General features: G+C 43.0%; 21 protein-coding genes and 1 pseudogene. 5 read left to right on the top strand and 17 right to left on the bottom strand.

What is annotated here, in order from left to right; all coding sequences use genetic code 11:
* The 7 genes from PBN151_RS25700 to PBN151_RS25730 form a co-directional block, all read right to left on the bottom strand.
* Positions 1 to 1,159 (bottom strand): 5'-3' exonuclease H3TH domain-containing protein (locus PBN151_RS25700; protein WP_275936827.1); only part of this gene is annotated, 1,159 nt, incomplete at its 3' end.
* Positions 1,160 to 1,319: 160 nt separating this feature from the next.
* Complete coding sequence (gene phoU, locus PBN151_RS25705) at positions 1,320 to 1,979, bottom strand: phosphate signaling complex protein PhoU (protein WP_072731434.1); 660 nt, start codon at positions 1,977 to 1,979, stop codon at positions 1,320 to 1,322.
* 33 nt (positions 1,980 to 2,012) lie between these two features.
* Positions 2,013 to 2,786, bottom strand: coding sequence for a phosphate ABC transporter ATP-binding protein PstB (gene pstB / locus PBN151_RS25710; protein WP_072731436.1), 774 nt, complete (start codon positions 2,784 to 2,786; stop codon positions 2,013 to 2,015).
* 12 nt (positions 2,787 to 2,798) lie between these two features.
* On the bottom strand, positions 2,799 to 3,674 hold the full coding sequence (pstA, locus tag PBN151_RS25715; RefSeq protein WP_028533817.1) for a phosphate ABC transporter permease PstA: 876 nt from the start codon (positions 3,672 to 3,674) through the stop codon (positions 2,799 to 2,801).
* A gap of 4 nt (positions 3,675 to 3,678) precedes the next feature.
* Entirely contained in the window at positions 3,679 to 4,605 is a 927-nt protein-coding gene (gene pstC, locus PBN151_RS25720; RefSeq protein ID WP_021252120.1) for a phosphate ABC transporter permease subunit PstC, read from the bottom strand.
* Between the two features lie 148 nt (positions 4,606 to 4,753).
* Complete coding sequence (locus tag PBN151_RS25725) at positions 4,754 to 5,758, bottom strand: PstS family phosphate ABC transporter substrate-binding protein (protein WP_028533816.1); 1,005 nt, start codon at positions 5,756 to 5,758, stop codon at positions 4,754 to 4,756.
* Positions 5,759 to 5,887: 129 nt separating this feature from the next.
* Entirely contained in the window at positions 5,888 to 7,015 is a 1,128-nt protein-coding gene (locus tag PBN151_RS25730; protein WP_072731437.1) for a methyl-accepting chemotaxis protein, read from the bottom strand.
* A gap of 408 nt (positions 7,016 to 7,423) precedes the next feature.
* Here PBN151_RS25730 and PBN151_RS25735 point away from each other — a divergent pair, with 408 nt between their 5' ends.
* The 5 genes from PBN151_RS25735 to PBN151_RS25750 all read left to right on the top strand — a co-directional run bounded on the left by PBN151_RS25735 (position 7,424) and on the right by PBN151_RS25750 (position 11,959).
* Positions 7,424 to 8,785 carry a cytochrome ubiquinol oxidase subunit I gene (locus tag PBN151_RS25735; RefSeq protein ID WP_065293587.1) on the top strand — a complete coding sequence of 454 codons (1,362 nt, stop codon included), beginning with the start codon at positions 7,424 to 7,426 and terminating at the stop codon, positions 8,783 to 8,785.
* A complete protein-coding gene (locus PBN151_RS25740; RefSeq protein ID WP_072731439.1) occupies positions 8,782 to 9,834 on the top strand; it encodes a cytochrome d ubiquinol oxidase subunit II in 1,053 nt (350 codons plus the stop codon). The genes PBN151_RS25735 and PBN151_RS25740 overlap by 4 nt, the downstream gene beginning before the upstream one ends.
* 97 nt (positions 9,835 to 9,931) lie before the next feature.
* Positions 9,932 to 10,036 carry a cytochrome bd oxidase small subunit CydS family protein gene (cydS, locus tag PBN151_RS32670; protein WP_394358340.1) on the top strand — a complete coding sequence of 35 codons (105 nt, stop codon included), beginning with the start codon at positions 9,932 to 9,934 and terminating at the stop codon, positions 10,034 to 10,036.
* A gap of 194 nt (positions 10,037 to 10,230) precedes the next feature.
* A complete protein-coding gene (locus tag PBN151_RS25745; RefSeq protein ID WP_227775109.1) occupies positions 10,231 to 11,544 on the top strand; it encodes a helix-turn-helix domain-containing protein in 1,314 nt (437 codons plus the stop codon).
* A 274-nt stretch (positions 11,545 to 11,818) separates the two neighbouring features.
* On the top strand, positions 11,819 to 11,959 hold the full coding sequence (locus PBN151_RS25750; protein WP_227775110.1) for an aspartyl-phosphate phosphatase Spo0E family protein: 141 nt from the start codon (positions 11,819 to 11,821) through the stop codon (positions 11,957 to 11,959).
* 369 nt (positions 11,960 to 12,328) lie between these two features.
* Here PBN151_RS25750 and PBN151_RS25755 read toward each other — a convergent pair whose 3' ends face one another.
* From PBN151_RS25755 to PBN151_RS32590, 10 genes and pseudogenes are all read right to left on the bottom strand, one after another.
* Positions 12,329 to 13,336, bottom strand: coding sequence for a carbon-nitrogen hydrolase family protein (locus PBN151_RS25755; protein WP_072731440.1), 1,008 nt, complete (start codon positions 13,334 to 13,336; stop codon positions 12,329 to 12,331).
* A gap of 564 nt (positions 13,337 to 13,900) precedes the next feature.
* A complete protein-coding gene (locus PBN151_RS25760) occupies positions 13,901 to 14,389 on the bottom strand; it encodes a hypothetical protein (RefSeq protein WP_072731442.1) in 489 nt (162 codons plus the stop codon).
* 227 nt (positions 14,390 to 14,616) lie between these two features.
* On the bottom strand, positions 14,617 to 15,048 hold the full coding sequence (locus tag PBN151_RS25765) for a hypothetical protein (protein ID WP_227775084.1): 432 nt from the start codon (positions 15,046 to 15,048) through the stop codon (positions 14,617 to 14,619).
* A 269-nt stretch (positions 15,049 to 15,317) separates the two neighbouring features.
* Positions 15,318 to 15,962: a DUF3885 domain-containing protein gene (locus PBN151_RS25770; RefSeq protein ID WP_072731443.1), complete on the bottom strand. Its 645-nt coding sequence runs from the start codon at positions 15,960 to 15,962 to the stop codon at positions 15,318 to 15,320.
* Positions 15,963 to 16,031: 69 nt separating this feature from the next.
* Positions 16,032 to 17,304 (bottom strand): annotated as a pseudogene (locus PBN151_RS25775) (RHS repeat-associated core domain-containing protein); the annotation flags it as partial.
* 76 nt (positions 17,305 to 17,380) lie between these two features.
* Positions 17,381 to 17,656: a hypothetical protein gene (locus PBN151_RS25780; RefSeq protein WP_072731446.1), complete on the bottom strand. Its 276-nt coding sequence runs from the start codon at positions 17,654 to 17,656 to the stop codon at positions 17,381 to 17,383.
* A 350-nt stretch (positions 17,657 to 18,006) separates the two neighbouring features.
* Entirely contained in the window at positions 18,007 to 18,555 is a 549-nt protein-coding gene (locus PBN151_RS25785) for a CPCC family cysteine-rich protein (RefSeq protein WP_072731448.1), read from the bottom strand.
* 318 nt (positions 18,556 to 18,873) lie between these two features.
* Positions 18,874 to 19,629 carry a polymorphic toxin-type HINT domain-containing protein gene (locus tag PBN151_RS25790; RefSeq protein WP_227775086.1) on the bottom strand — a complete coding sequence of 252 codons (756 nt, stop codon included), beginning with the start codon at positions 19,627 to 19,629 and terminating at the stop codon, positions 18,874 to 18,876.
* A 123-nt stretch (positions 19,630 to 19,752) separates the two neighbouring features.
* Positions 19,753 to 20,133: an Imm8 family immunity protein gene (locus tag PBN151_RS25795; RefSeq protein ID WP_072731451.1), complete on the bottom strand. Its 381-nt coding sequence runs from the start codon at positions 20,131 to 20,133 to the stop codon at positions 19,753 to 19,755.
* Between the two features lie 20 nt (positions 20,134 to 20,153).
* The gene (locus PBN151_RS32590) at positions 20,154 to 21,056 is read right to left on the bottom strand and encodes a polymorphic toxin-type HINT domain-containing protein (protein ID WP_072731452.1); all 903 of its coding nucleotides are present in this window, start codon (positions 21,054 to 21,056) and stop codon (positions 20,154 to 20,156) included.
* Between the last annotated feature and the right edge of the window lie 26 nt (positions 21,057 to 21,082).

Consider the following 21,082-nt stretch of genomic DNA (forward strand, 5'->3'; position numbering starts at 1 on the left):
TATCGTAGCCGCTCTTCTGCTTACCTTGATCCGCAATCCATTCCCGCACGAACTGTGCCTCGTCAGATAGAAGCTCCTCACGGGTCAAGAACCAGTTGGACTCCTCTTCCGCGATAAGGACACCAATAAGCTCTGCTTGATGTGGATTGTCTCCATGCGCTTCCACGATGATTGTATCCGCGGAAGCAATTATCTGCTTCAACCCACTGAAATCGCCATTCACGAGCTGCACGTTCAATGTATCCTCAGACAGCTCTTCATCAGCAGGTGCTGATGCAACCGTGCCGCCCTCGATCAGCCCGATCTTCTCCATACGCTCAATAATCGACTTGAACTCGAGCTTCTGCAGCATCGGAATCGCCGTGTCCGCCTTAATGCCATGATACGCCATCTCCTCATGGCTCTTCTCCAGCGGCACCTCACGGAAGATCGTTGCAAGCTTCTTGCTCATGCGTGCGTCTTCAGCATGATTGATGAGGTTCTCCTTCATCTTGCCCTTCAGCTCGTCCACATGCTCAAGCACACTCTCTACGCTGCCGAATTGATGCAGCAGCTTAAGAGCCGTCTTCTCTCCAATACCGGGCACACCCGGAATATTGTCCGAGGAATCGCCCATTAGGCCCTTCATATCAATAATTTGTAATGGCTCAATGCCATACTTCTCCTGCAAGGCTGCCGGTGTATATTTCTCAATCTCCGTCACACCCTTGCGCGTGAGCAGGATCGTAACCTGATCAGAAGCAAGCTGGAGCATGTCCTTATCCCCGCTCACAACCGCCATCTCAATTCCTTGCTCATTCGCTTCGCGAGTCAAGGTACCGATAATATCATCCGCCTCGTATCCGCTCATCTCGAAATGAGGAACACCAAGCGCATCAAGGAGCTGCTTCAAGACAGGGAACTGCTCTGACAGCTCAGAAGGCGTCTTCTCCCGACCGCCCTTATAGTCCTTGTAATCTCCATGTCGGAATGTCTCCTTGCCAGCATCAAATGCAACCAGCAAGTGGGTCGGCTTCTCTTCTTCAATAACGCGAAGAAGCATCGTTGTGAATCCGTATACAGCATTTGTATGTAATCCTTGAGCATTCGTCAGAGGAGGCATTGCAAAGAAAGCGCGGTAAATAATATTGTTGCCGTCAATAATGATCCATTTATCCATTGATTCATGCACCTCAATCCATTCTCTACCTTCATGATAGCATAGCCAGTACTAGAAAAGAAAATGATGATATTATGGGAAAAAAATAACCGACCGGGTGATCCGCGGTCGGTTGGAGGATGGAGAATAAGATGACATATTCATCAATGATTCCGTAAGATTAATTATTCAGATCAGGGCGTTGGTTCGTCACAAGATAGACGACCGCCTCACCGATGTTAGTCGCATGGTCGGCAATCCGTTCGATGTAGCGTCCGACGAAGGTAAGCAGCATCGCCTGAGATGCATTTTGCGGATTCTCCACAACGTACGTCAACAGCTCTCGGAAGATCTGGCTGTACAACTGGTCGACGAGGTCATCGTCCTTCGCCATTTTGTAAGCAAGATTCACGTCTTCCTTAATGTAAGCTTGAATCGACTCCCTGATCATGAGCTGTACCGTCTCCGCCATGCGAGGCAAGTCGATCAACGGCTTCATGAGCGTCTGGCCTTCCATGCGCAGCACAACCTTCGCTACGTCAATCGACAGATCTCCCATCCGCTCCAGATCATTGGAGATGCGGAAGGAAACGAGAATGCGGCGCAAATCCTTCGCAACAGGCTGCTGTGTCAAAATCAACTTCGATCCCAGATCGATAATTTTCTCCTCAATGCGATTCAGCTCAACATCCTCGGAAATGATCCGCTTGGCACGCTCGACATCCATATTTTTCAACGCTTCAATTGATTCCGACAAGGCACGCTCTACTCGCGTCCCCATCTCTTCAAGCAATGTACTTAGTTCTTCTAAGGCCAAGTCGAACTCTCTCCGCTTGATCATTTGCAGCTACACTCCTTATCCTTCTTATCAAATTTAGCCGAAGCGACCTGTAATGTAATCCTCTGTCCGCTTATCAGTAGGATTCGAGAACAATTTCTCCGTATTATCGAATTCAACGACTTCTCCGTTCAAGAAGAACACCGTCTGATCCGATACACGAGCAGCTTGATGCATATTGTGCGTAACCATAACAATCGTGTACTTATGCTTCAGCTCTTGAACAAGCTCTTCAATCTTCAGCGTAGAGATTGGATCCAAGGCCGAAGTTGCCTCGTCCATCAGCAGAATGTCAGGGTTGACTGCCAATGCGCGCGCGATACAGAGACGCTGCTGCTGACCACCAGACAAGCCGAAGGCAGAGCGCTTCAAGTAGTCCTTTACTTCATCCCACAGCACAGCTTGCTTCAAGCTCTGCTCAACAATCTCATCCAGCTTCGCTTTGCTGCGAATGCCATGAAGACGCGGGCCGTAAGCAATGTTGTCATAAATCGACTTCGGAAATGGGTTCGGCTGCTGGAATACCATACCTACTTTTTTGCGAAGTGTTTCCACATCAACTTCGTTGCTGTAGATATCTGTCCCGCCAATCGCAACTGTGCCTTCAATACGCGTGCCTATGATCATGTCGTTCATGCGGTTCAATGTACGAAGCAACGTGGATTTCCCGCAGCCGGACGGCCCGATGAACGCAGTGACTGCCTTCTCCGGAATCGTCATAGTGACATTTTTCAAGGCATGATACGTACCGTAGTACAAGTTTAAGTTCTTAATGTCGATTAACGTCTGTAAGGCAGTCGCTGTGCTCATACTATCGTCTCCTTAAATATGTTTCTGATATTTATTGCGTAGAATAACTGCTGAGATATTCATAATGATAAGCAGCGCCAGAAGCACGATGATGCCTGCTGCAGCCAGTTCATGGAATGCAAGTTGCGGTCTAGATACCCAGTTGAAGATTTGAATCGGCATAACGGTAAACTGATCCATAATGCTCTCTGGCAGAAACGCAACGAAAGTCAATGCCCCAATCATAACGAGCGGTGCTGTCTCCCCGATTGCCCGGGACAATGCCAAGATAACGCCTGTCATAATACTGGAAATCGAAGACGGAAGCACAGAACGGGATACCGTCTGCCATTTCGTTGCACCGAGAGCGAATGAAGCATCCCGGCGCGCCCTAGGTACTGCACGGATGGCTTCCTGTGCAGACACGATAATAATCGGCAGCACGAGCAGCGTCATCGTAAGCGCTCCGGAGAGCAAGCTGCGTTCCAGAGCCAATCCGCGTACGAAAATTGTTAATCCCAATATCCCGTACACAATGGATGGAACCCCGGCCAACGTACTAATATTCAGTTGAATTAACCGTGTTAGCCTATTCTTCTTCGCGTATTCCTCAAGATAGATCGCCGCTCCTACGCCGAGGACGAACGAGATAGGAGCCATAATAAGCACCATGTAAATGGAACCGACAATTGCTGATTTCATCCCAGCCTTCGCAGCCATTCGCGAAGGGTAATTCGTAAATAGATCAAGGTTCAATCGAGACAATCCATCCATCATTATCTGAATCAGCAAGGCCATTAGCGCAATAATACCGATAGAAGTTGCCACTAGGAACAGGATATGAAGCACAAGGTCTACCTTCCGGCGGGTACCAATCTGTTTGCGGTTTGCATCTTGAAACATACTCATTAGCTTAGTACTCCTCCCTGAAGCGTCTTGCCACCCACAGCGCCAAAATATTAAGCAGGAACGTAATCACGAACAAGGTCATACCAACAGCAAAGATCGTTCCATACTCAATGGATCCATGCGGTGTATCTCCCATGCTGACCTGTACAATATAAGCCGTCATCGTCTGGATGCTCTCCAGCGGATTCCAGGTCAAATGCGGTGTTGCACCTGCAGCAATCGTTACAATCATCGTCTCGCCAATTGCGCGCGAGAAGGCAAGTACAGCGGATGATACGATACCCGAGAAAGCTGCTGGAACCACAATTTTCAACGCAACCTCAAATCTTGTTGCCCCGAGTGCATATGCCCCATTTCGCAAGCTGCGCGGTACTGCCGACATCGCATCCTCAGACAAGGAAGAGACCATCGGAATAATCATAATCCCGACAACAAGACCTGCGCTTAACGCATTGAACATTCCCGTCGATGGGAAAATAAATTTCAATAATGGCGTAACGAAGGTCAGAGCAAAATAACCGTAGACAATCGTTGGGATACCAGCCAATACTTCAAGAATCGGCTTCACAATTTTGCGAACACGAGTAGGTGCATATTCGCTCAAGTAGATTGCACTTGCAAGTCCAATCGGTATCGCAACCAGACAAGCAATAACCGTAATCATTAACGTACCACCTAGCAGCGGCAGGATGCCGAAGGACTTCGGTGATATGAGCGGGCTCCACGTTGTACCGAACAAGAATTCTGTAATCTTGACTTGCTTCAAGAAAGAGAACGTTTCAGAAAAGAGCGTGTAAACAATCCCGATGGTTGTCGCTACAGACAAAGCGGCACATAGAAATAATAAAATCGGAACAATTTTATCGGTTACATGTACTTTGCCATTTTTGAATGATATCGTCGTCTCTCGCTGCGGGAGATTACCCTGCATAGCCCTAACCTCTCTTTGCGTTCTTTTACAATTCGTTAACATTGACTTCGTGAAAATGTGATGCCTCAAACATCTGTTTTTGGAGAGACATCACATTTCACTGCTAGTATGATGCTGACTATAACCGAAATCGAAGTCAGTACTTCTCTTATTTCAACAAGTTCATTTGCTCATCGTATTTTTCTTGTGGAAGTGCAACGTATCCAACTTCCTTCGCGATGTTGCCTACATTTTTCATATAGTAATCAACGAATGCTTTCACTTCTGGCTGCTCCAGCTTCTTCTTGTTCACATAGATGAAGAGCGGGCGGGATAGTGGTGCATAACTTCCATCTTTAATTGTCTCTTCAGAAGGAGCGATTGCGCCTTTGCCGCCGTCAACTGGTATTAGCTTCAGCTTGTCTTGGTTCTCTTCGTAGTAAGAGAATCCGAAGTAGCCCATAGCGTTCTTATCACCAGATACCCCTTGCACGATAGCATTCGTATCGGCACTGAATGTGATTTGCTTGTCATTGCGGCTCTCTTGTGCTTTGCCGTTGATTTCTTCAGTGAAGTAGTCGAATGTGCCGTGGTTTGTATCCGGCGAATAAATTTTAATATCTTCTGCTGGCCATCCTGCACGAACGTCAGCCCATGTTTTTACTTTCGAGTTAGGCTCATAGATTTTCTTCAGTTCATCTGTTGTAATGTGATCCACCCAAGTGTTGTCCTTATTCACTACGATGGACAAGCCATCATAGGCCACAGACAATTCCAAGTAGTCGATCCCTTTTTCTTTTGCAGCAGCTGCTTCTTTTTCTTTGATTGGACGAGAAGCGTTGCTGATTGCTGTCTCACTATTAATGAAGCGTTTGAAACCGCCGCCTGTACCTGCTGTACCAACCGATACGCGTACTTCGCCGTTCTCTTTGCCGAACTCTTCTGCAATCGCTTCTGCGATTGGATATACTGTGCTGGATCCATCTATTTCGATCGTGCCTGTCAACTTCTCAGGGCTAGTCGTTTCCTTCGCCGAATTGTTCGTTTCCGTTGTTGCCGCGTTGTTTCCTTGATTTGCAGAAGCATCATCCTTCTTGCCTCCACAAGCAGCCAATACTACTGTCAACGCTGCTACGAGCGTGAGCATCATGATTTGTTTTCCCCATTTTTTCAAGACAATCCACTCCTTTTGATTGATTCCCATGTGTTGTGTTGTAATGTATTCGTTGTTTGTCTCACATCTAGTATGTTAATGGCTGTTTGTTAAGACTGTTTGGTTTATTTGTTAACGGAATGTAAAAAATCAATCTTGCGCTGACATTGTCTGTAACTGTCGATTTGCCTCATTCGCTGTCACAGCCATGCGTGCTGCGTAAGCATCTACCTGATCCAATCGATTGCGATTTTCTGCTATGGCACGGAACAGTTGCTCGAACTTGGACAAGGCAGCGTTCAAGCCTTCAAGCGTCGTATTCACTTCGGAATGAGCTTGATCGCCAGTCGTAATCGTCAGCGTTAAAGCTTCCATCATCTGATGGAGCGTCTCATCGATTTGCTCCGTGGCTGCCTTGGTTAACGAAGCCAACTTGCGCACCTCGGACGCAACCACCTCGAACCCGCGCCCATGCTCCCCTGCACGCGCAGCTTCAATGGATGCATTGAGCGCCAGCATATGACAAGAATCCGACCATGAGCGAATAACGCTGACGGCATCCGCCACCGCTGTTGTATGCTCTGTCAATTTCTTTGTTTGTCTTGCCTGGCTCTCCACACGTATTGACACCTGTTGAAATGCTGAAGATACCTGATCAAGCACAGTCTTTCCCGTCAATGTTTCGTCGATCATCCGATCTGCGTGCGATTTGCCATCTGCTGAAGCTTGGCGGACATGCTCTGTTTCTGTTAATATGCTGTGCAATGCTCCCCGCGTGGACGTAATAACCTCCGATTCCTTCTGCTTCGCTTCGAGTCGTATTTGATTGGATAAGGATGACAGCTGCTTGGAGGTGAGTATTCCGACATATTTACCCCCACGTGTGACCACAATACTGTCGTACATTCGTTCCTCAGAACGGGACGCTGACATATCCAATAGTTGTTCAGTTTCAATACCGCATTCGACAATGAGTGCCTCATTATCCATTACGCGTACAATTGGTTTTTCGTAATAAAGTGCAGGAGAGAATCGCTTGCTCATTTTTTCATGGAATCTCTCGCGCATCACAATGCCAATCGGTTCAGAATGTTCATTTCCTATGACAAGGCAGCGCAGCGAGCCATCCTCCCGAAATCGATGATCCGCTTCTTCAATGGTGGTGCTGGCAAGAATGATCGGTGCGAATTGAATGAGATCCTCATACTCTCTCTTCATTATGGATTGTCGATTCGCTCCCTCTCGTCTTACTTCCATCTTCGTTAGCAACATCGTCATAAGCTCCCACTCCTACTCTAGTCCTGTTATCGGTCTTTAGTCCCAATGTAGCACGGTAATGTTAATGCTGCCATATTGCGTGTTTTAAGATTTTGTAAATCGACTTTTCCTCATTTTCATATCTTGATAAGACTAACTTTCACGATTTCATCATAGACATCGAAAAAACGGGCATCATTTCACTAGGAGCTTTTTCAAGGGCAAACCTATTTTTCGGGGATCGTTCTCTCGGGATAAAAGGGAGGGACTATGAATGGGATCTGATAACAACCATATTGAAAAAATAAGAAAGCAAGAAAAAATGCTTATCATCGTCTGCTTTGTTGTTGGCGCGATCATGCTGCTGTCCTTCTTGCGAAGGCTATTCTGAACGATCGGAACTTATATTTGAAGGAGTGTTGACCTCACATGCTCACCTATGATCCGGTTATTTTCAGCCGCATACTTACCGGGCTAACACTGTTCGTACATATCGTATACGCCACTATTGGTGTCGGAATGCCGTTAATGATTGCACTTGCGGAATGGATCGGCATTAAGCGAGGCGACTCTTATTATCTGCTTATGGCGCGCCGCTGGGCTCGCGGGTTCACGGTTACTGTAGCTGTAGGCGTCGTAACAGGGACATGCATCGGTCTACAATTGAGCTTATTGTGGCCGAACTTTATGAGGGTTGCAGGACAGGCTATCGCTTTGCCTTTATTCATGGAGACATTCGCGTTCTTTGTGGAAGCAATCTTTCTAGGCATCTATTTATACACCTGGGATCGCTTCCCGAACCGCATCTATCATTTTCTTCTGCTCGTTCCGGTCGCTATAGGCTCCTCAGCCTCTGCCTTCTTCATTACGGCTGTTAACGGCTTTATGAATGCACCACGCGGATTTGATTTGGTGAACGGGAAAATGACGAATATTGAACCCATCGTAGCGATGTTCAATCCAGCCATGCCGACGAAAGTTGGACATGTGCTCGCAACCGCCTATGTGACTTGCGCCTTCATTATGGCAGCCATCTCAGCGATGTCTCTGCTGCGCGGCCGCACTCACGCGTATTACAAAAAAGCGCTCCGCATGTCGATGGTGACCGCCCTGCTCTTCTCTGTCGCAACAGCCGTCATCGGCGACTTCTCAGGCAAGTATTTGCATGAATATCAGCCCGAGAAGCTGGCGGCAGCAGAATGGCACTTCGAGACGAAGTCTCATGCTGAGCTCGTCTTCGGCGGCATTCTTACCGAAAATAATGAGGTGAAATACGGATTTCATATTCCATTTGCCTTGAGCATATTAGCGGGCGGCACCCCTGATACTGTCGTGAAGGGATTGAACGATGTGCCCGTTGAGGAGAGACCTCCGCTTAAGGCATCCCACTACTTCTTCGACTCCATGGTGTTTATCGGCATGTATTTAACAGTCGTGTCCCTATGGTATGTCATCTGGTTCATGCGCAATCGCCGGCAAAGTCTGAAAAAGCCGCATAATCGTCTGCTGCTAAGAGCCGTTGTGCTTGGCGCTCCGCTCTCTGTGTTGGCTATCGAATTCGGATGGATGTTCGCTGAGATTGGACGGCAGCCTTGGATTCTATGGAAAGTCATGACCGTAGCCGAGGGCGCAACAACATCCAATCACGTGGATACAATGCTGTGGCTGTTCACGCTGCTCTATCTTGTCATTACAGTGACAGCCATTCGGGTGCTCATTCGCATGTTCAAGCACAACCCTGCTGAAGACGAAATTAAGGCACTTGGCTGGGAAGGAGGAGGGAAGAAATGAGTTACGAATTAGTCGGCATCACCGTTCTATGGATCTTCCTGTTCGGCTATCTGCTTGTTGCGTCCATCGACTTTGGGGCAGGATTCTTCAGTTATGTCAGCTCGGTAACGGGCAAGCGCCATATTATCCATAACGTGATTGAGCGCTACTTGTCCCCAGTATGGGAAGTGACGAATGTGTTCTTAGTCTTCTTCTATATCGGCTTGGTTGGATTCTTCCCAGATTCCGCGTACTACTATGGAACAGCACTGCTCGTCCCAGGCAGTCTAGCGCTCATTCTGCTTGCCATACGAGGATCGTACTATGCCTTTAGCACATATGGGATTAAGAGTAATCGTATCTACCTGTTTCTATATGGAGTCAGTGGATGGCTTATTCCCGCTGCGTTATCCACCGTGCTCGCGATTTCTGAAGGAGGGTATATCACGGAGAGGGCTGACGGCAGCATTTCATTCCAGTTCCTGAGCCTGTTCACTAACATCTACCCCTATTCCGTTATCGTGCTCGCCCTGGTCAGCGTGTTGTACATTTCCGCCATGTTCCTGACGTACTATGCATCCAAAGCTGAGGATGAAGGGGCACTCAACATTGTGCGCAAATATGCCCTGATGTGGTCCGCGCCCACCATCCTAGCCAGCTTGTTCGTGTTCTACGCCATTCAGGGTCATAATGCGGAGCACTTTGCCAATATGTTGGATCGGGCATGGATGTTCGTTCTGTCCTTCCTGTTCTTCGTCATCGCCGTCTATTATGTATGGAGAAGACGCCGTTATGGCTTAGCGTTTCTATGTGTCATCTTACAATTCGGGTTCGCATGGTTTGGATACGGTTCGGCACATTTGCCTTATGTGCTCTACCCCTACATCAATGTCTATGAGCATGTCACGAATCCGGCCATGGCCTATGCGCTGATCGTTGTATTCGTCCTTGGACTGCTCATTCTGCTGCCTTCCCTCTTCCTGCTTCTTCGCCTGTTCCTGTTCGACGCGAACTATGTGAAGGGGATCAAGAATGGCACAGGTGGACGGTCGGGCAAGAAGCATATTTGATAGGATGAGAAGGCATTCATGCAATGCATGCAGCGGATGAAGCGACAGATATGAATGTCGCGCAGTGCTATGTTAAATATAAAGGAGCACAGAGCAGATGAATCAATTTTTAATCTTTTATGCCCCGTTCATTATTGTTATTGCTTTCGTCATTGCCCTATTTTATTGGGGCTCACGAGACATGAATGAGGATGATATTTAGATCGCTGTCTCTCGCATCATCCATGGAGAACCTTGCCACCGTACGGGCAAGGTTCTTTTCATTAATGGAACTGATTAGTCCCCTACGCAATATATCGTCATTTCGACATTTTTTAACTTTTGATCCTATTTAGACAATCCAAACATTCCCGTTCGACATATTGTATGGTAAAATATAGGAGGTTATGATTGAAAATGAGAGTAGGTGCATACAGGATGGCACAGATATTGTCCATCGGCGAATTAATACATAGTTATAGGCGTAATAGCGGCATGACTTTAGCGCAATTATCAGAAACATCCGGCGTTCATAAAGGCACAATATCCAAAATTGAAAACGAAGACGTCAAGAGGCCGGAATATACGACGCTCCGTCCGCTTGTCGAAGCACTGCACATCCCGTTGGATACGGTTGTCGAACTGTACTTAAGCGTGGACAAACGAGCAGAAATGCGGCTGCATATACTGCAGGACGTGATCCAACATTCAGGCTCCGCCGAACTGGCACGAACAGTAGGAGCCAAATTTCTGGAATCACCAAGCGACGACAGCCACTCCTTAGTCGAACGCCTATATAGCTTCACAGCTTCAGTGGAACACAAGGAAATTCGATTGGCCTTGTACCAATTGATCGTTGACTACTCACGCGATCACGGTATTATGCCTTTTTTAGCAAAAGGCTTGCTACAGGTGTACCTCATCGAACGAGATGATTTTACTCGAATGCGAGCAGTTTACAATGGACGCAAATATATTGTGGAATACGCCCATTTTTTAAGCTGCGAGGACAGAATTATTCTGTATTACAAATTAGGAATTCACGCGTTTAATTTATTTTTATACCGGGAGAGCATTGATTTCTGCCTTCATGTACTCCAAGAAGCAGATGCAGACAATTGGTACTACATCAATGCGCTTGGCATATTGCGCGATTCTTATTTCTATCTTGAGGATTACGACAAGTCCGAATATTACTCAATACAATATGAAAAATATGACTACCCACACATCAAGGCGTATTCACTGCTTATGAAGGCATCATTAAACGCAAGAAGGGGAAACTCCGAAGTAGCTATCGAACTGCTTAAGAACTTTCTAAAAACATGCAACCAGGATGATGCTCTTCTAGCAATCAATCAGTTATTAAAAATATATTTTAAAGGAAATCGGTTATATGAAGCCGAACAATTACTTTCATACCCAATATGTCCAAAATCCATTAGTACGAATAACCCCAACATAATCTCGCAGCTAGCCGAATATTATTATCACCGAGCTGAATATTTCATTGCCGTTGACGATCTCGATAAAGGGATATCTGATTTTCTGGAGAGCGCGCTGCACTATTCAAAAATTAATGACACTGATCACGAAAAAGAATGCATAAATCAAATCGTGCATAGCCATCTGCAACAAAACCTTGACATGCCCATATCCACATTAGCTAAATTGAATACATTTTATAAACGCAGCGCAGCTAAAGAACATAAATTGGAGGGGTTCATGTGAAACGTTTCAAAGCAAAGCTATACAATGGTCTCCTTTTCACCGTTATTATCGGACTAACAACATTTTTGTCGACATTGGGTAGTGATAACGGACATCACCCATGGTAAGAGTGCCAACTTGGTACTCTTTTTTTATTTTAAAAAGTTTCCCTTTAATCCCTTTTATTAGAATTCAATAGACACACTATATACTAATAGTTAAGACAGGGCGCCCCATTATTCCCCCTAATCCGAGGTGACGGACTATTATATACTGTGATGATCTATTAAATAAAATCGATGGACTCAGGCAAGAACTAACCTGCCTCGTGAACCAAAAGAATAATCTTATCGATGACGAAGTCGTCCAAATTAGCCAACTTCTAGATATTTACATACTGGAACATCAAAAGAGATGCATGAAAAAAAAAGCATAGGTAAGGTTTAGTTGGCGACCAATTAAATGTGTATTACAAAGCGATGACGAAGTAGCTTCCGCCAATTGCGATTATACCTGTCCTTGAACAAATCGCAGAGTAGTTCGAAAAATAGGATAATGCCAAATCGGCGTCGTTCAGATGCCGGGTTTTACGTATTTTCACAATACTCTTGTCTGGTTCTGCCACAGCTAATGAGCGGGCCGATCAGAAAATTATGAGATTTATAACCACATGCCCTTTTGCCCATGCCACGTGCATGAAAATAGAAGCGTCTTGAACATTATCTGACGGATGTTCAAGACGCTTTCTCATGTCATCTCACTTTATTAGATTAATGCTCTTCTTTGCTTTGGGAGTGTGACAAAATTAAAAGGAAGCATTTTCGCCTGAAAAGTTTCGACTGCCAATCTGCAGATTGATTTCCTCATAAGTAATTTTCTTAGTCTCGTTATCTCCAAACTTACGAACAACAGGTGTAGGATTTTGATTAAAATTCATACTTAAGCTTTGGTTAGAATAGTGACCCGCAGGATCGATGTAATATTTATAATCAATTATTTTCTCTATATCTATATCAGCATAAGCGATTCCTTCTGTTTCTGCAGGGATCATATCGCTAATTGGTTCTCCATCAGGTCCATAAATACAAGTATGTCCGCTCTTGAATGTATCGAAGTATTCTTTTTGTTCAGGTGTTAAACAAATCATATTTTTCATTTCTTCCGAATATATAGATGATGTCATTAAAACAAAGGTTTGAGTTGAAATAGCATAATATCGACTTGAGATTTCATCATCAAAGTACCCTGGCCAGGAGGCTACATGTACTTGTTCATTTTGTGAATTCATTGCAAGCAGATTTAAAGGAACCTGGTGTTCCCAGCACATCAGTCCACCCAAATTACCAAGCTCCGTTTTAAATACTGGCATCAAGCTTCCACTTCCGTCTCCCCATATAAGTCTTTCAGCAACAGACGCTCTCATTTTTCGATGTTTTCCGATTAAATCCCCCTTGGGATTAAACCATAGTTGAGTTAAATATAAAGATCCACCATCTTTTTCACTACAAGAAATACATACGTAAGTTTCGTGTTTTCTAGCTGCTTCACTTATTTTTTGAATAGCTAAGCTAGGAATCTCAACTGCATTTTTGTAGAGATCATGATAGAATTTTCTTGTATATTCTGGATGACCAATAAATGCAAACCAAGGATAACCGGGAAGAAAAGCTTCGGGAAAAGCAACTAATTTTGCATCATTAGATGCTGCTTCAGCAATCAATTTGCAAGATTTTTCAACTGTTGCATCTAAATCCAAGTATACAGGTGCAGCCTGGACAGCTGCTGCGCGATATTTAGGATAATTTCCCACAATAAATTTCTCCTTTTGTAATTATTTATAATTATTTAAGTTCAAATAATTATTTAACTACAAATTAACATTTAAGAATCCATTTGTAACCATCCACTATTTATCGACTTGACCATCCACTTTCCATTTTTGTTAAATTGATTAAAGAGAAATACAAATAGCCTTCAGCATAAACTGGAGTTAATGATTATGTGAACGGGTACAATAAACACCGAAGTCATGGAACACAAGGCTATATGAGCCCAGTTGATTAAAAAAATTGACCCTAAAAAAAGTTGTCTAGTTTGGTGTTGACAGTCCATACAGCCATTTTAGAAAATTTTCATATGGTTGAGGGGAATAAAGGTTAAGTTCTTTCGGAGCGTGACGACCGATTCATTCGTCACTGGGTGTGGATCACAATCAAAAAAAGGAAAACCACATGGAGTTGTTGAACTTGTAACCCGTAAGTGACCTCTTACGGGTTACAGTTCATAGTTACACTCGCATGTGGTAAGAGAAATAAGTACATATTTAATCATCTGTAGTTAATGTTTAAATATTGAAGGAGATACTGAGCTGTGAGAATTACGACCACCCATGCAGATCTACGGTAATTGGTGACAATAAAATTAGTTGATTAACTAATACATCTAAATCCTCTGACTCATTACCATAGTAGTTCAAATCCATTATTTTTCCTTTGTAATAGATGGGCACATCCCACCCATCTGCAATTAATTTTTTTGTGATATTATCGCTCGTTTCTTCGATTCTGTTTGCTGCGTCGAGTAGAACCTTTGATTCTTCAGCAGTCAGTTTCCTTCTTTTTATATCTATAACTTTTCTTAAGTGAAAATCAAACGTTTGATGCTTCCGAACACCTTTTGATACCTCGAGCATTTTATCTGACCTTACTTCAAACAAGTATGTTTCATCGAGTGCTGCTGTAGGATATATTGAAATTTTCATTATTATATTATCGTCAACATCTTTCGAAGTATTCCTTAAAAAATATAATCCTATCAAAAGACATACGATAATCAAAACTAACCCAAAAAGCATATTCTTTTTCACTAGACTAATATGCTCCTCTCAAAGGTAATCCATGCTCTGCTCTTATTTTGTTTTCAGTTATATCGCCATTTCTTACATCTGATAAATATAAGAACCCATCGTTTTATATTCGTATTGCGCTCCACGCATTGCTCAATCAGCGGATTAGATTTAGGATTAAAAAAGACTGTTGCATCAATTCCTACAGTTGTTACACTCGCATGTGGCGACTTTCTTTCATTCATGGCTCACTTTTTTGTCGAAGAAAAATTATTTCTAATTGGTTGGGTGTAATCCCAACTAATTAATTTTATATTGTACTTATTTAGCAACTCATCTGCTAGAATAACTCCCTTCGTTCCGCTTCCATCTTGGTATTGTTCTGAGAATGAAGCGTTTGGGTAAATTGGCTTGTACCCACTACCGCCTTCATCATCACCCATATAATACCAAGCGGGTCCGAGGTCGAAAAATATCTCTTGATTTACGGTTTTTTTGTTTCCGAATGCAATCCCTGAAGTACCATCGACCTTTAATAGCAGAATCTTGGGATTTCCGCTTGCAAAGCGTTCTTTCCATTTGCGATATTTCCCAGTTCCTTCATTTGAACCAATCCCATCATATTCACATATTAAAGTATCTTGAACAACCTTACGTTCCCCGTTTATTTCATATTCCAAACGAAATGGAAATTCACCATAAGTAATTGCAGGGCGCGAAGGATTTGGTTCTTATTGAATGCCAAAGAGCATGAGAAGCCAAGGCAAAGCAAAATACACTATGATTACAATTGGCGGACGACTTAGCTTATAGTCATTCGCCAATTTTACATCCGCAGGTCATTACTCTATTAACTTAATGACATTGACCGCAAGGGGAGCATATCAAACATGTTGGTATCTGATAAGTTCGGGTTAGGTTCTTTCGAGAAATACCGCCCCAAGGTCAATTAAGAAAACATTGCATCAATGCTGCCACGATCATAGTCCAATATCCAAGAATTATACTGCTTGTATACTCCTCTCAATGTTTCCTTGCTTTCAGCCACAATGTCCAAACCTCTATCGTCGTAAAGGTGGAAAATTGTCTTGCTCGTTATGTTTAATAGGTAAATGTCACCATCAACAGTAGGTTCTAGACCTAATATTCGATTAGCAATAGCTTCTACCAAACCTTCCAACTTTAAATGTTGAGATTTCACATTAGCACAGTATCTAATAGTTACTATTCCATCACTTTCATTCGAATCTTTGTATCGGAATTCCTGCTCTTGTTTAATTACACGTCTAAAATCTATCTTGCTGATATAATTGCTAAATACTTTAGTGACAGTATTCTCTATGTCATTAATTGACTCATTGTCCCATTTATCTATAAATAGCACAAAGTAAATATCATCATTAGGTTCATGTAATGCATTAAATATTTTAACCGCTCTCTGTTTCACCTGTTCTACTCTTTTTTCTGGTGTGTCAACATCCCCTCCCATTTCAAATCTAATTGCTATTGAAGCATTGTAAAACAAAGGTTTTTTCAAATAAATTCCTTCAAAGTATTGCAACAAGAAATCATCTAAATATTTTCCATGCTCCATTCGACCATCCCCATCATTTAGCCGTAAAGGGAAAATGACATTCCCTTTACGGCATATTTTTAAACGTATCTATCTCAGCTTTATGACTGTACCCGTTAAACTTTTGTGTTTCCTTTTTATGAAATTCCCATATTCATCTGCATCAGCAAACCAATGAAGTTCATTGCCTCTCCTTTCAAATACCTTAAAAGCGGAGCCACCATGTCCGGTTGTATCTTTTGCCCACCAATAACCTTTCTTCGTATTATCTTGGTAGGCTGTGATTGTATCTCCATTAAATTTATAGGTAACTTTTGCTTTGGCATTTGTTTTTATATCCCATTTTGTTGTTTTATTTGCTCTTACCTTTCCACCGACTTCTCTAGCTTTTCCTATGCCCCAGATTATTGTCCCCAATGAAGCCAAAGCTTCCGCAAAGGAAATTTCCTGATGCCATTTACTGTAATCCTTGGCTAATTCCGCTCTTGCCCAGTCCGCATTTCCTGCACTATTCTTGTATGCACTTGTTTGCGTTAATAAACCAAACAAATAATTAAAACGATTATTATCATACACATCTGCGAACTCTTGACTTAACAAGTTATAAGCGTATGAATATGCTCTACTTTCGGTAGAAGTTATCTTCATAGTCGCTTCGAGAATGGAATTCAACTCTGACGGTATATATCTGTTCCCACTAGGATCGATATATTTCAACGGATTATTTTGCACATACGTATACAGATTCAGCGTCAGCGGGTTACCCAGTTCCCCTTCATACGTATCCTCATTAATAAACCGCCCTATACTTGGATCATACCATCTTGCGCGCAAATATTGCAGATTCGTTGTCGCATCCCAGTATTCGCCCGAGTAACGGAAAATGTTCGGGACTCGCTCCTCCTGAGCCAGTGGATTGCCCCAGATATCGTACGTATAGCGGTTCAATACATTGCCTTGTGCATCCCGAATCTCCGTAATGTCGCCGTGTCCATTGGATACGTAGTACTGCATACCTTGTCCTGGAACCTGACGAGCCAGAATCTTGCCGTAATCGTCATGGACATACGATGCTGTAATCGTGATGCTGCCGTTCCCTTCCACCTTGCCTTCGGCTACGATTTTCGCCCGATCATCGTAGTAGTAACGGGTCGTCACACCGTTTTCGGCGCGCTCCATCATCAGGTTGTCGCCGTTGTAGCGGTAGCTGACGGCTTTGCCGTCTTCCGTCGTTACTTGGGTCAGACGGTTGCGGCTGTCGTATGCGTAGCTGGCTCCCTTGATGTTCGGTACCTGATCGCTTTGTAACGTACTGCGGCCGGAGATTGTACGTATCGCATGTCTCATCGAACTGGCTTGAGGTCGTGTTGTTATGGAACACAAAAGGAACCTTGAACGGTATGAAACCTTTCAAGATCCCCAAGGTGTTTGTTTCACTTTTATGCATTTATATAATATTTAAGTATGTCATGGCGTAATTTATCAATTAATTCATCTTCTTTTAATGAAATAGGGTATAAATCACCATCCTCAAACACAGTATTAGACGCTTCATCATAACTATTTGCAAATTCAATAACAAAAGATCTTAGACCTTTTACAAAAGTTATTTTGTAATATGTTCCTCCATATAATAAAAGCGGAGTACCATTTACGAGAACCTTTTCAAATTTCAACTCTTGAAATAAATTATCGATTTTCTCCTGTATCTCCATAGATCCTCCCTTACGGCTTAAACAAGTTTCCTTCCATATCATAGCGTTGCATACTGTTTTACCTGACGATAATTGAAATATGGTATATCTCCATGATGCCTACTTCTAGGATGATACTGTAATATCCTGTCACCACCCCCAATTTGCTTTAAAACCACCACCATGGGCGATGACTGTCTTCTAATCACCGCTTCCCACTTGTACGTCCACATTTCAGAAAACATTATACGAAGTGGATGAGGGTAAAATTCTTTCGGAGCGTGCCGCCCGATTCATTCGGCACTGGGTGGGTTAAAAAGAAAGCCTTGAAGGACTTATCCCTCAAGGCTGAACATGTGTTACATTGTCATTTATTTACTAAACTTCTCCAGTCTATCTGATTCAAGGAATTGTAACGAAGACTTGTTCACTACACCGAATTTAATAAAGTTTTCACGGGCTTGAGCAAGTGTCATGTGGTTGGGGGAACTATAATAGCTTGGGTCTGTACTTCCATCATCTTCCCAAAAGCATACTGGGCAAATATCGTATTCACCCTTTGTTGGAAGTGTCTTAAATTCACAACACGGACAACTATAAAATTCTTCCTGCACCCCCTCAACCTCCTGATTAGAATCCAGGATAGCTGTCACTCTCTTCGATAAATACTCGTTTCTGACCCCAAGATACTTTTTTCTTAAAGCTACAAGTAACAATGCACTGTAAACTTCATTCATTACATCTTTCTGAGGTTCATCATAATTGAGTATCTCCGATTGCAAAGTTTCCGGCAACTTATCAAATTCGGGATCGTCTTGGTCTATCCCCCACCAGTCAATTAGGATTCCTTCCCGTTCTTCCTTAGATAAATCTTCAATCGTTGTTTTTAAGATAATAGCTATTGCTTCATCTCGATTCATTTTATCACCTCACTTATTAACCGCCACCGAGTGATTTAGCGAGATCAATTGCGGCTTGGAATGGGTCAACAGATCGTCCATCATCTTTGTAAAATGTCCTTATTTGTCGATCTTTAATGTGACCTACAAGTACACGGCCTGATGAAGGGTCATATTTAACAAGGAAATTACCTACAACCTGTTCTTTGAACGAGGAGTTGGTTTCAGAAGAAAAGCCCTTCGCAAGTTTTAGATAATCGTTTTGGGAAATATCACCGAATTCATGTCCATGCTTTTCCCAATGGGGCTTTAATTTGCCACTACTAAACCCTTTCCAGTTTATCTCCGCACATGAGATATTATGAACCCATATTCCCAAACTGCTAACATAATACGTATGGAAATCACCAACAGTAAATTGTATACCTTAACCATCTCAGCATGTATTACTTTGTTGACTTTGTCGATTTTCAAGGTATTCCCGTTACTTTGTTGTAACTTATCCCCCACCTGTAAATCAGCCGCAAGCACCCAACCTTTTCCTTCAACCCAAAACGGATGGTTTTCGGTTGTTTCGATGAGTTGAACTCCTACCGTAAGTTCATAGGTGATCTCCTTATCATTTCGATACAGATGCGTTACTTCCTTGTAAGCCTGTTCGCCTGTTACTTCATTCTTGGAAAGAACCTTATCTCCGACTTCAAGGTCTTCGATATTCTTCTCCCCTTCGTCTGTTAATACTTTCGTCCCTGCAGTAAAGCAATTGCACTTTGCAAGTGCTTTTGTAACTTTACTAACTTTAGTTCCTACTTTAATTAATTTTGCCGGAGGCAAAAATCCCAACAACACAAGTCCCTTATCTGCTAATGAGCTATTAGGATCCAATATGGTATTTACATCATCTAGTACAAAGAAATTAGCGCCTTCAACTGCCAATGTTTTACCTGCTTCGGTCTGTGCTTTTAGAATCGTCTTGCATTGCCCCGGACTCGCTGCACACGTCATTGCAGGTGTTGGTGCCATCGGTATCCCAATATGTCCACTAGGATCGTTATATTTCAGCGGATTGTTCTGTACATACGTATATAGATTCAATCTCAGCTACAGCATTGATGAGCATTAGGTTCTTTCTAGACATTCCGCTCGATTCATTCGGCACTGGGTGGGGGTAAAAGAAAACCCTTGAGAAAGTTGCGTATTCCCCAAGGGTGTAACCTATTACTTATTTTCGTCTAGCTTTGATAATATATCTTTTTCCGTATAGAACTGGATATTGTCATACTCCCAGTTCAAATGACGATTAATAGCTTTTGCGGCTTCTTCCCAAGTAGGTCGAATACAATCTTTGAGTATTTCTTTTATTTCTGTTTCTAACAATTCTAGCTCAAAGTTTTGAACAATGAATGTTGCTCTACAATTTAACATCTTATTTTCATTAAGACTTTTTATCACATACTCAGGTGTTAACACTTGAAAATGAAAACAATCAGAACCGACATCATCTTCTTCAGCAATATAAGCTGTACCTCTTAATTTAGAGCCTTTCAAACCATCTTTAATTTCAATGAAATCAATACCTTTGAGTACGGGAACAACCAACTAATATCTCCACCTTTTTATCATTTGACCTTGATATGAAAATTGCCACCCGTCTGAGTATCCTCTAAATTCAACTCAAGTCCTCCATTTTTCTTAAAACCATACCTTGCTACATATCTGCCATCGGAGCTTACATAAGTTGTATATCCGTTACTAGCAGTACCTTTTGTATAACCTTTTCCTACAAATTCAGTAGCTGCTGTTTGTGCTGTACTTTTTGTTATATAGCCAACTTCTAGACCTGCGTTTCCTGTGTTTGTTTTACCCATAGTAGCGAGAGTTTTAGGGCTTAAGTTACACTCTGTATTATGAACCCAAATACCCAAATCCGTCACATAATACGTATGGAAGTCAGCTACTGTAAAGTTATAAACCGTAACTGGCTCATTCAGTTTAATGAACTCAACCTTTTCAATCGTCAGGTTGCTTCCGTCAGATTTTTGGAGCTTATCGCCCACTTGGAGTTCATAGGCGAAGACCCACCCTTTTTCTTCTACCCAAAATGGATGGTTGTCTGTCGTCTCTATGATCTGCTCCCCAACGTTCAGCTTAATTATATCATCACGTTGGTTGCGGTATAACCCCGTTACTTCCTTATAAGCCAACTCTCCATCAGGGTTATTCTCATCCTTGGAGAGAACCTTATCTCCGACCGCAATGTCTTCGATATTTTTCTCTCCATCGTCTGTTAGAACCTTGGTTCCCGCTGTGAAGCAGTTACATCCGCCAATCGCTCTAACCTTTCCACCAACTTCTCTAGCTTTTCCTATGCCCCCGATTATTGGTCCCAATGAAGCCAAAGCTTCCGCAAAGGAGATTTCCTGATGCCATTTACTGTAATCCTTCGCTAACTCCGCTCTTGCCCAGTCCGCATTTCCTGCGCTATTCTTGTATGCACTTGTTTGCGTTAATAAACCAAACAAATAATTAAAGCGATTATTATCATATA

The sequence above is a fragment of the Paenibacillus sp. NAIST15-1 genome, from assembly GCF_001894745.1.
Taxonomy (GTDB): domain Bacteria; phylum Bacillota; class Bacilli; order Paenibacillales; family Paenibacillaceae; genus Paenibacillus_B; species Paenibacillus_B suaedae.

What these genes read in the sequence shown, in the direction of transcription:
- phoU (WP_072731434.1), bottom strand. Translation starts at nt 1,979, where the DNA reads ATGATCAAGCGGAGAGAGTTCGACTTGGCCTTAGAAGAACTAAGTACA.
- pstB (WP_072731436.1), bottom strand. Translation starts at nt 2,786, where the DNA reads ATGAGCACAGCGACTGCCTTACAGACGTTAATCGACATTAAGAACTTA.
- pstA (WP_028533817.1), bottom strand. Translation starts at nt 3,674, where the DNA reads ATGAGTATGTTTCAAGATGCAAACCGCAAACAGATTGGTACCCGCCGG.
- pstC (WP_021252120.1), bottom strand. Translation starts at nt 4,605, where the DNA reads ATGCAGGGTAATCTCCCGCAGCGAGAGACGACGATATCATTCAAAAAT.
- PBN151_RS25730 (WP_072731437.1), bottom strand. Translation starts at nt 7,015, where the DNA reads ATGACGATGTTGCTAACGAAGATGGAAGTAAGACGAGAGGGAGCGAAT.
- PBN151_RS25735 (WP_065293587.1), top strand. Translation starts at nt 7,424, where the DNA reads ATGCTCACCTATGATCCGGTTATTTTCAGCCGCATACTTACCGGGCTA.
- PBN151_RS25740 (WP_072731439.1), top strand. Translation starts at nt 8,782, where the DNA reads ATGAGTTACGAATTAGTCGGCATCACCGTTCTATGGATCTTCCTGTTC.
- cydS (WP_394358340.1), top strand. Translation starts at nt 9,932, where the DNA reads ATGAATCAATTTTTAATCTTTTATGCCCCGTTCATTATTGTTATTGCT.
- PBN151_RS25745 (WP_227775109.1), top strand. Translation starts at nt 10,231, where the DNA reads ATGAGAGTAGGTGCATACAGGATGGCACAGATATTGTCCATCGGCGAA.
- PBN151_RS25770 (WP_072731443.1), bottom strand. Translation starts at nt 15,962, where the DNA reads ATGGAGCATGGAAAATATTTAGATGATTTCTTGTTGCAATACTTTGAA.
- PBN151_RS25780 (WP_072731446.1), bottom strand. Translation starts at nt 17,656, where the DNA reads ATGGAGATACAGGAGAAAATCGATAATTTATTTCAAGAGTTGAAATTT.
- PBN151_RS25785 (WP_072731448.1), bottom strand. Translation starts at nt 18,555, where the DNA reads ATGAATCGAGATGAAGCAATAGCTATTATCTTAAAAACAACGATTGAA.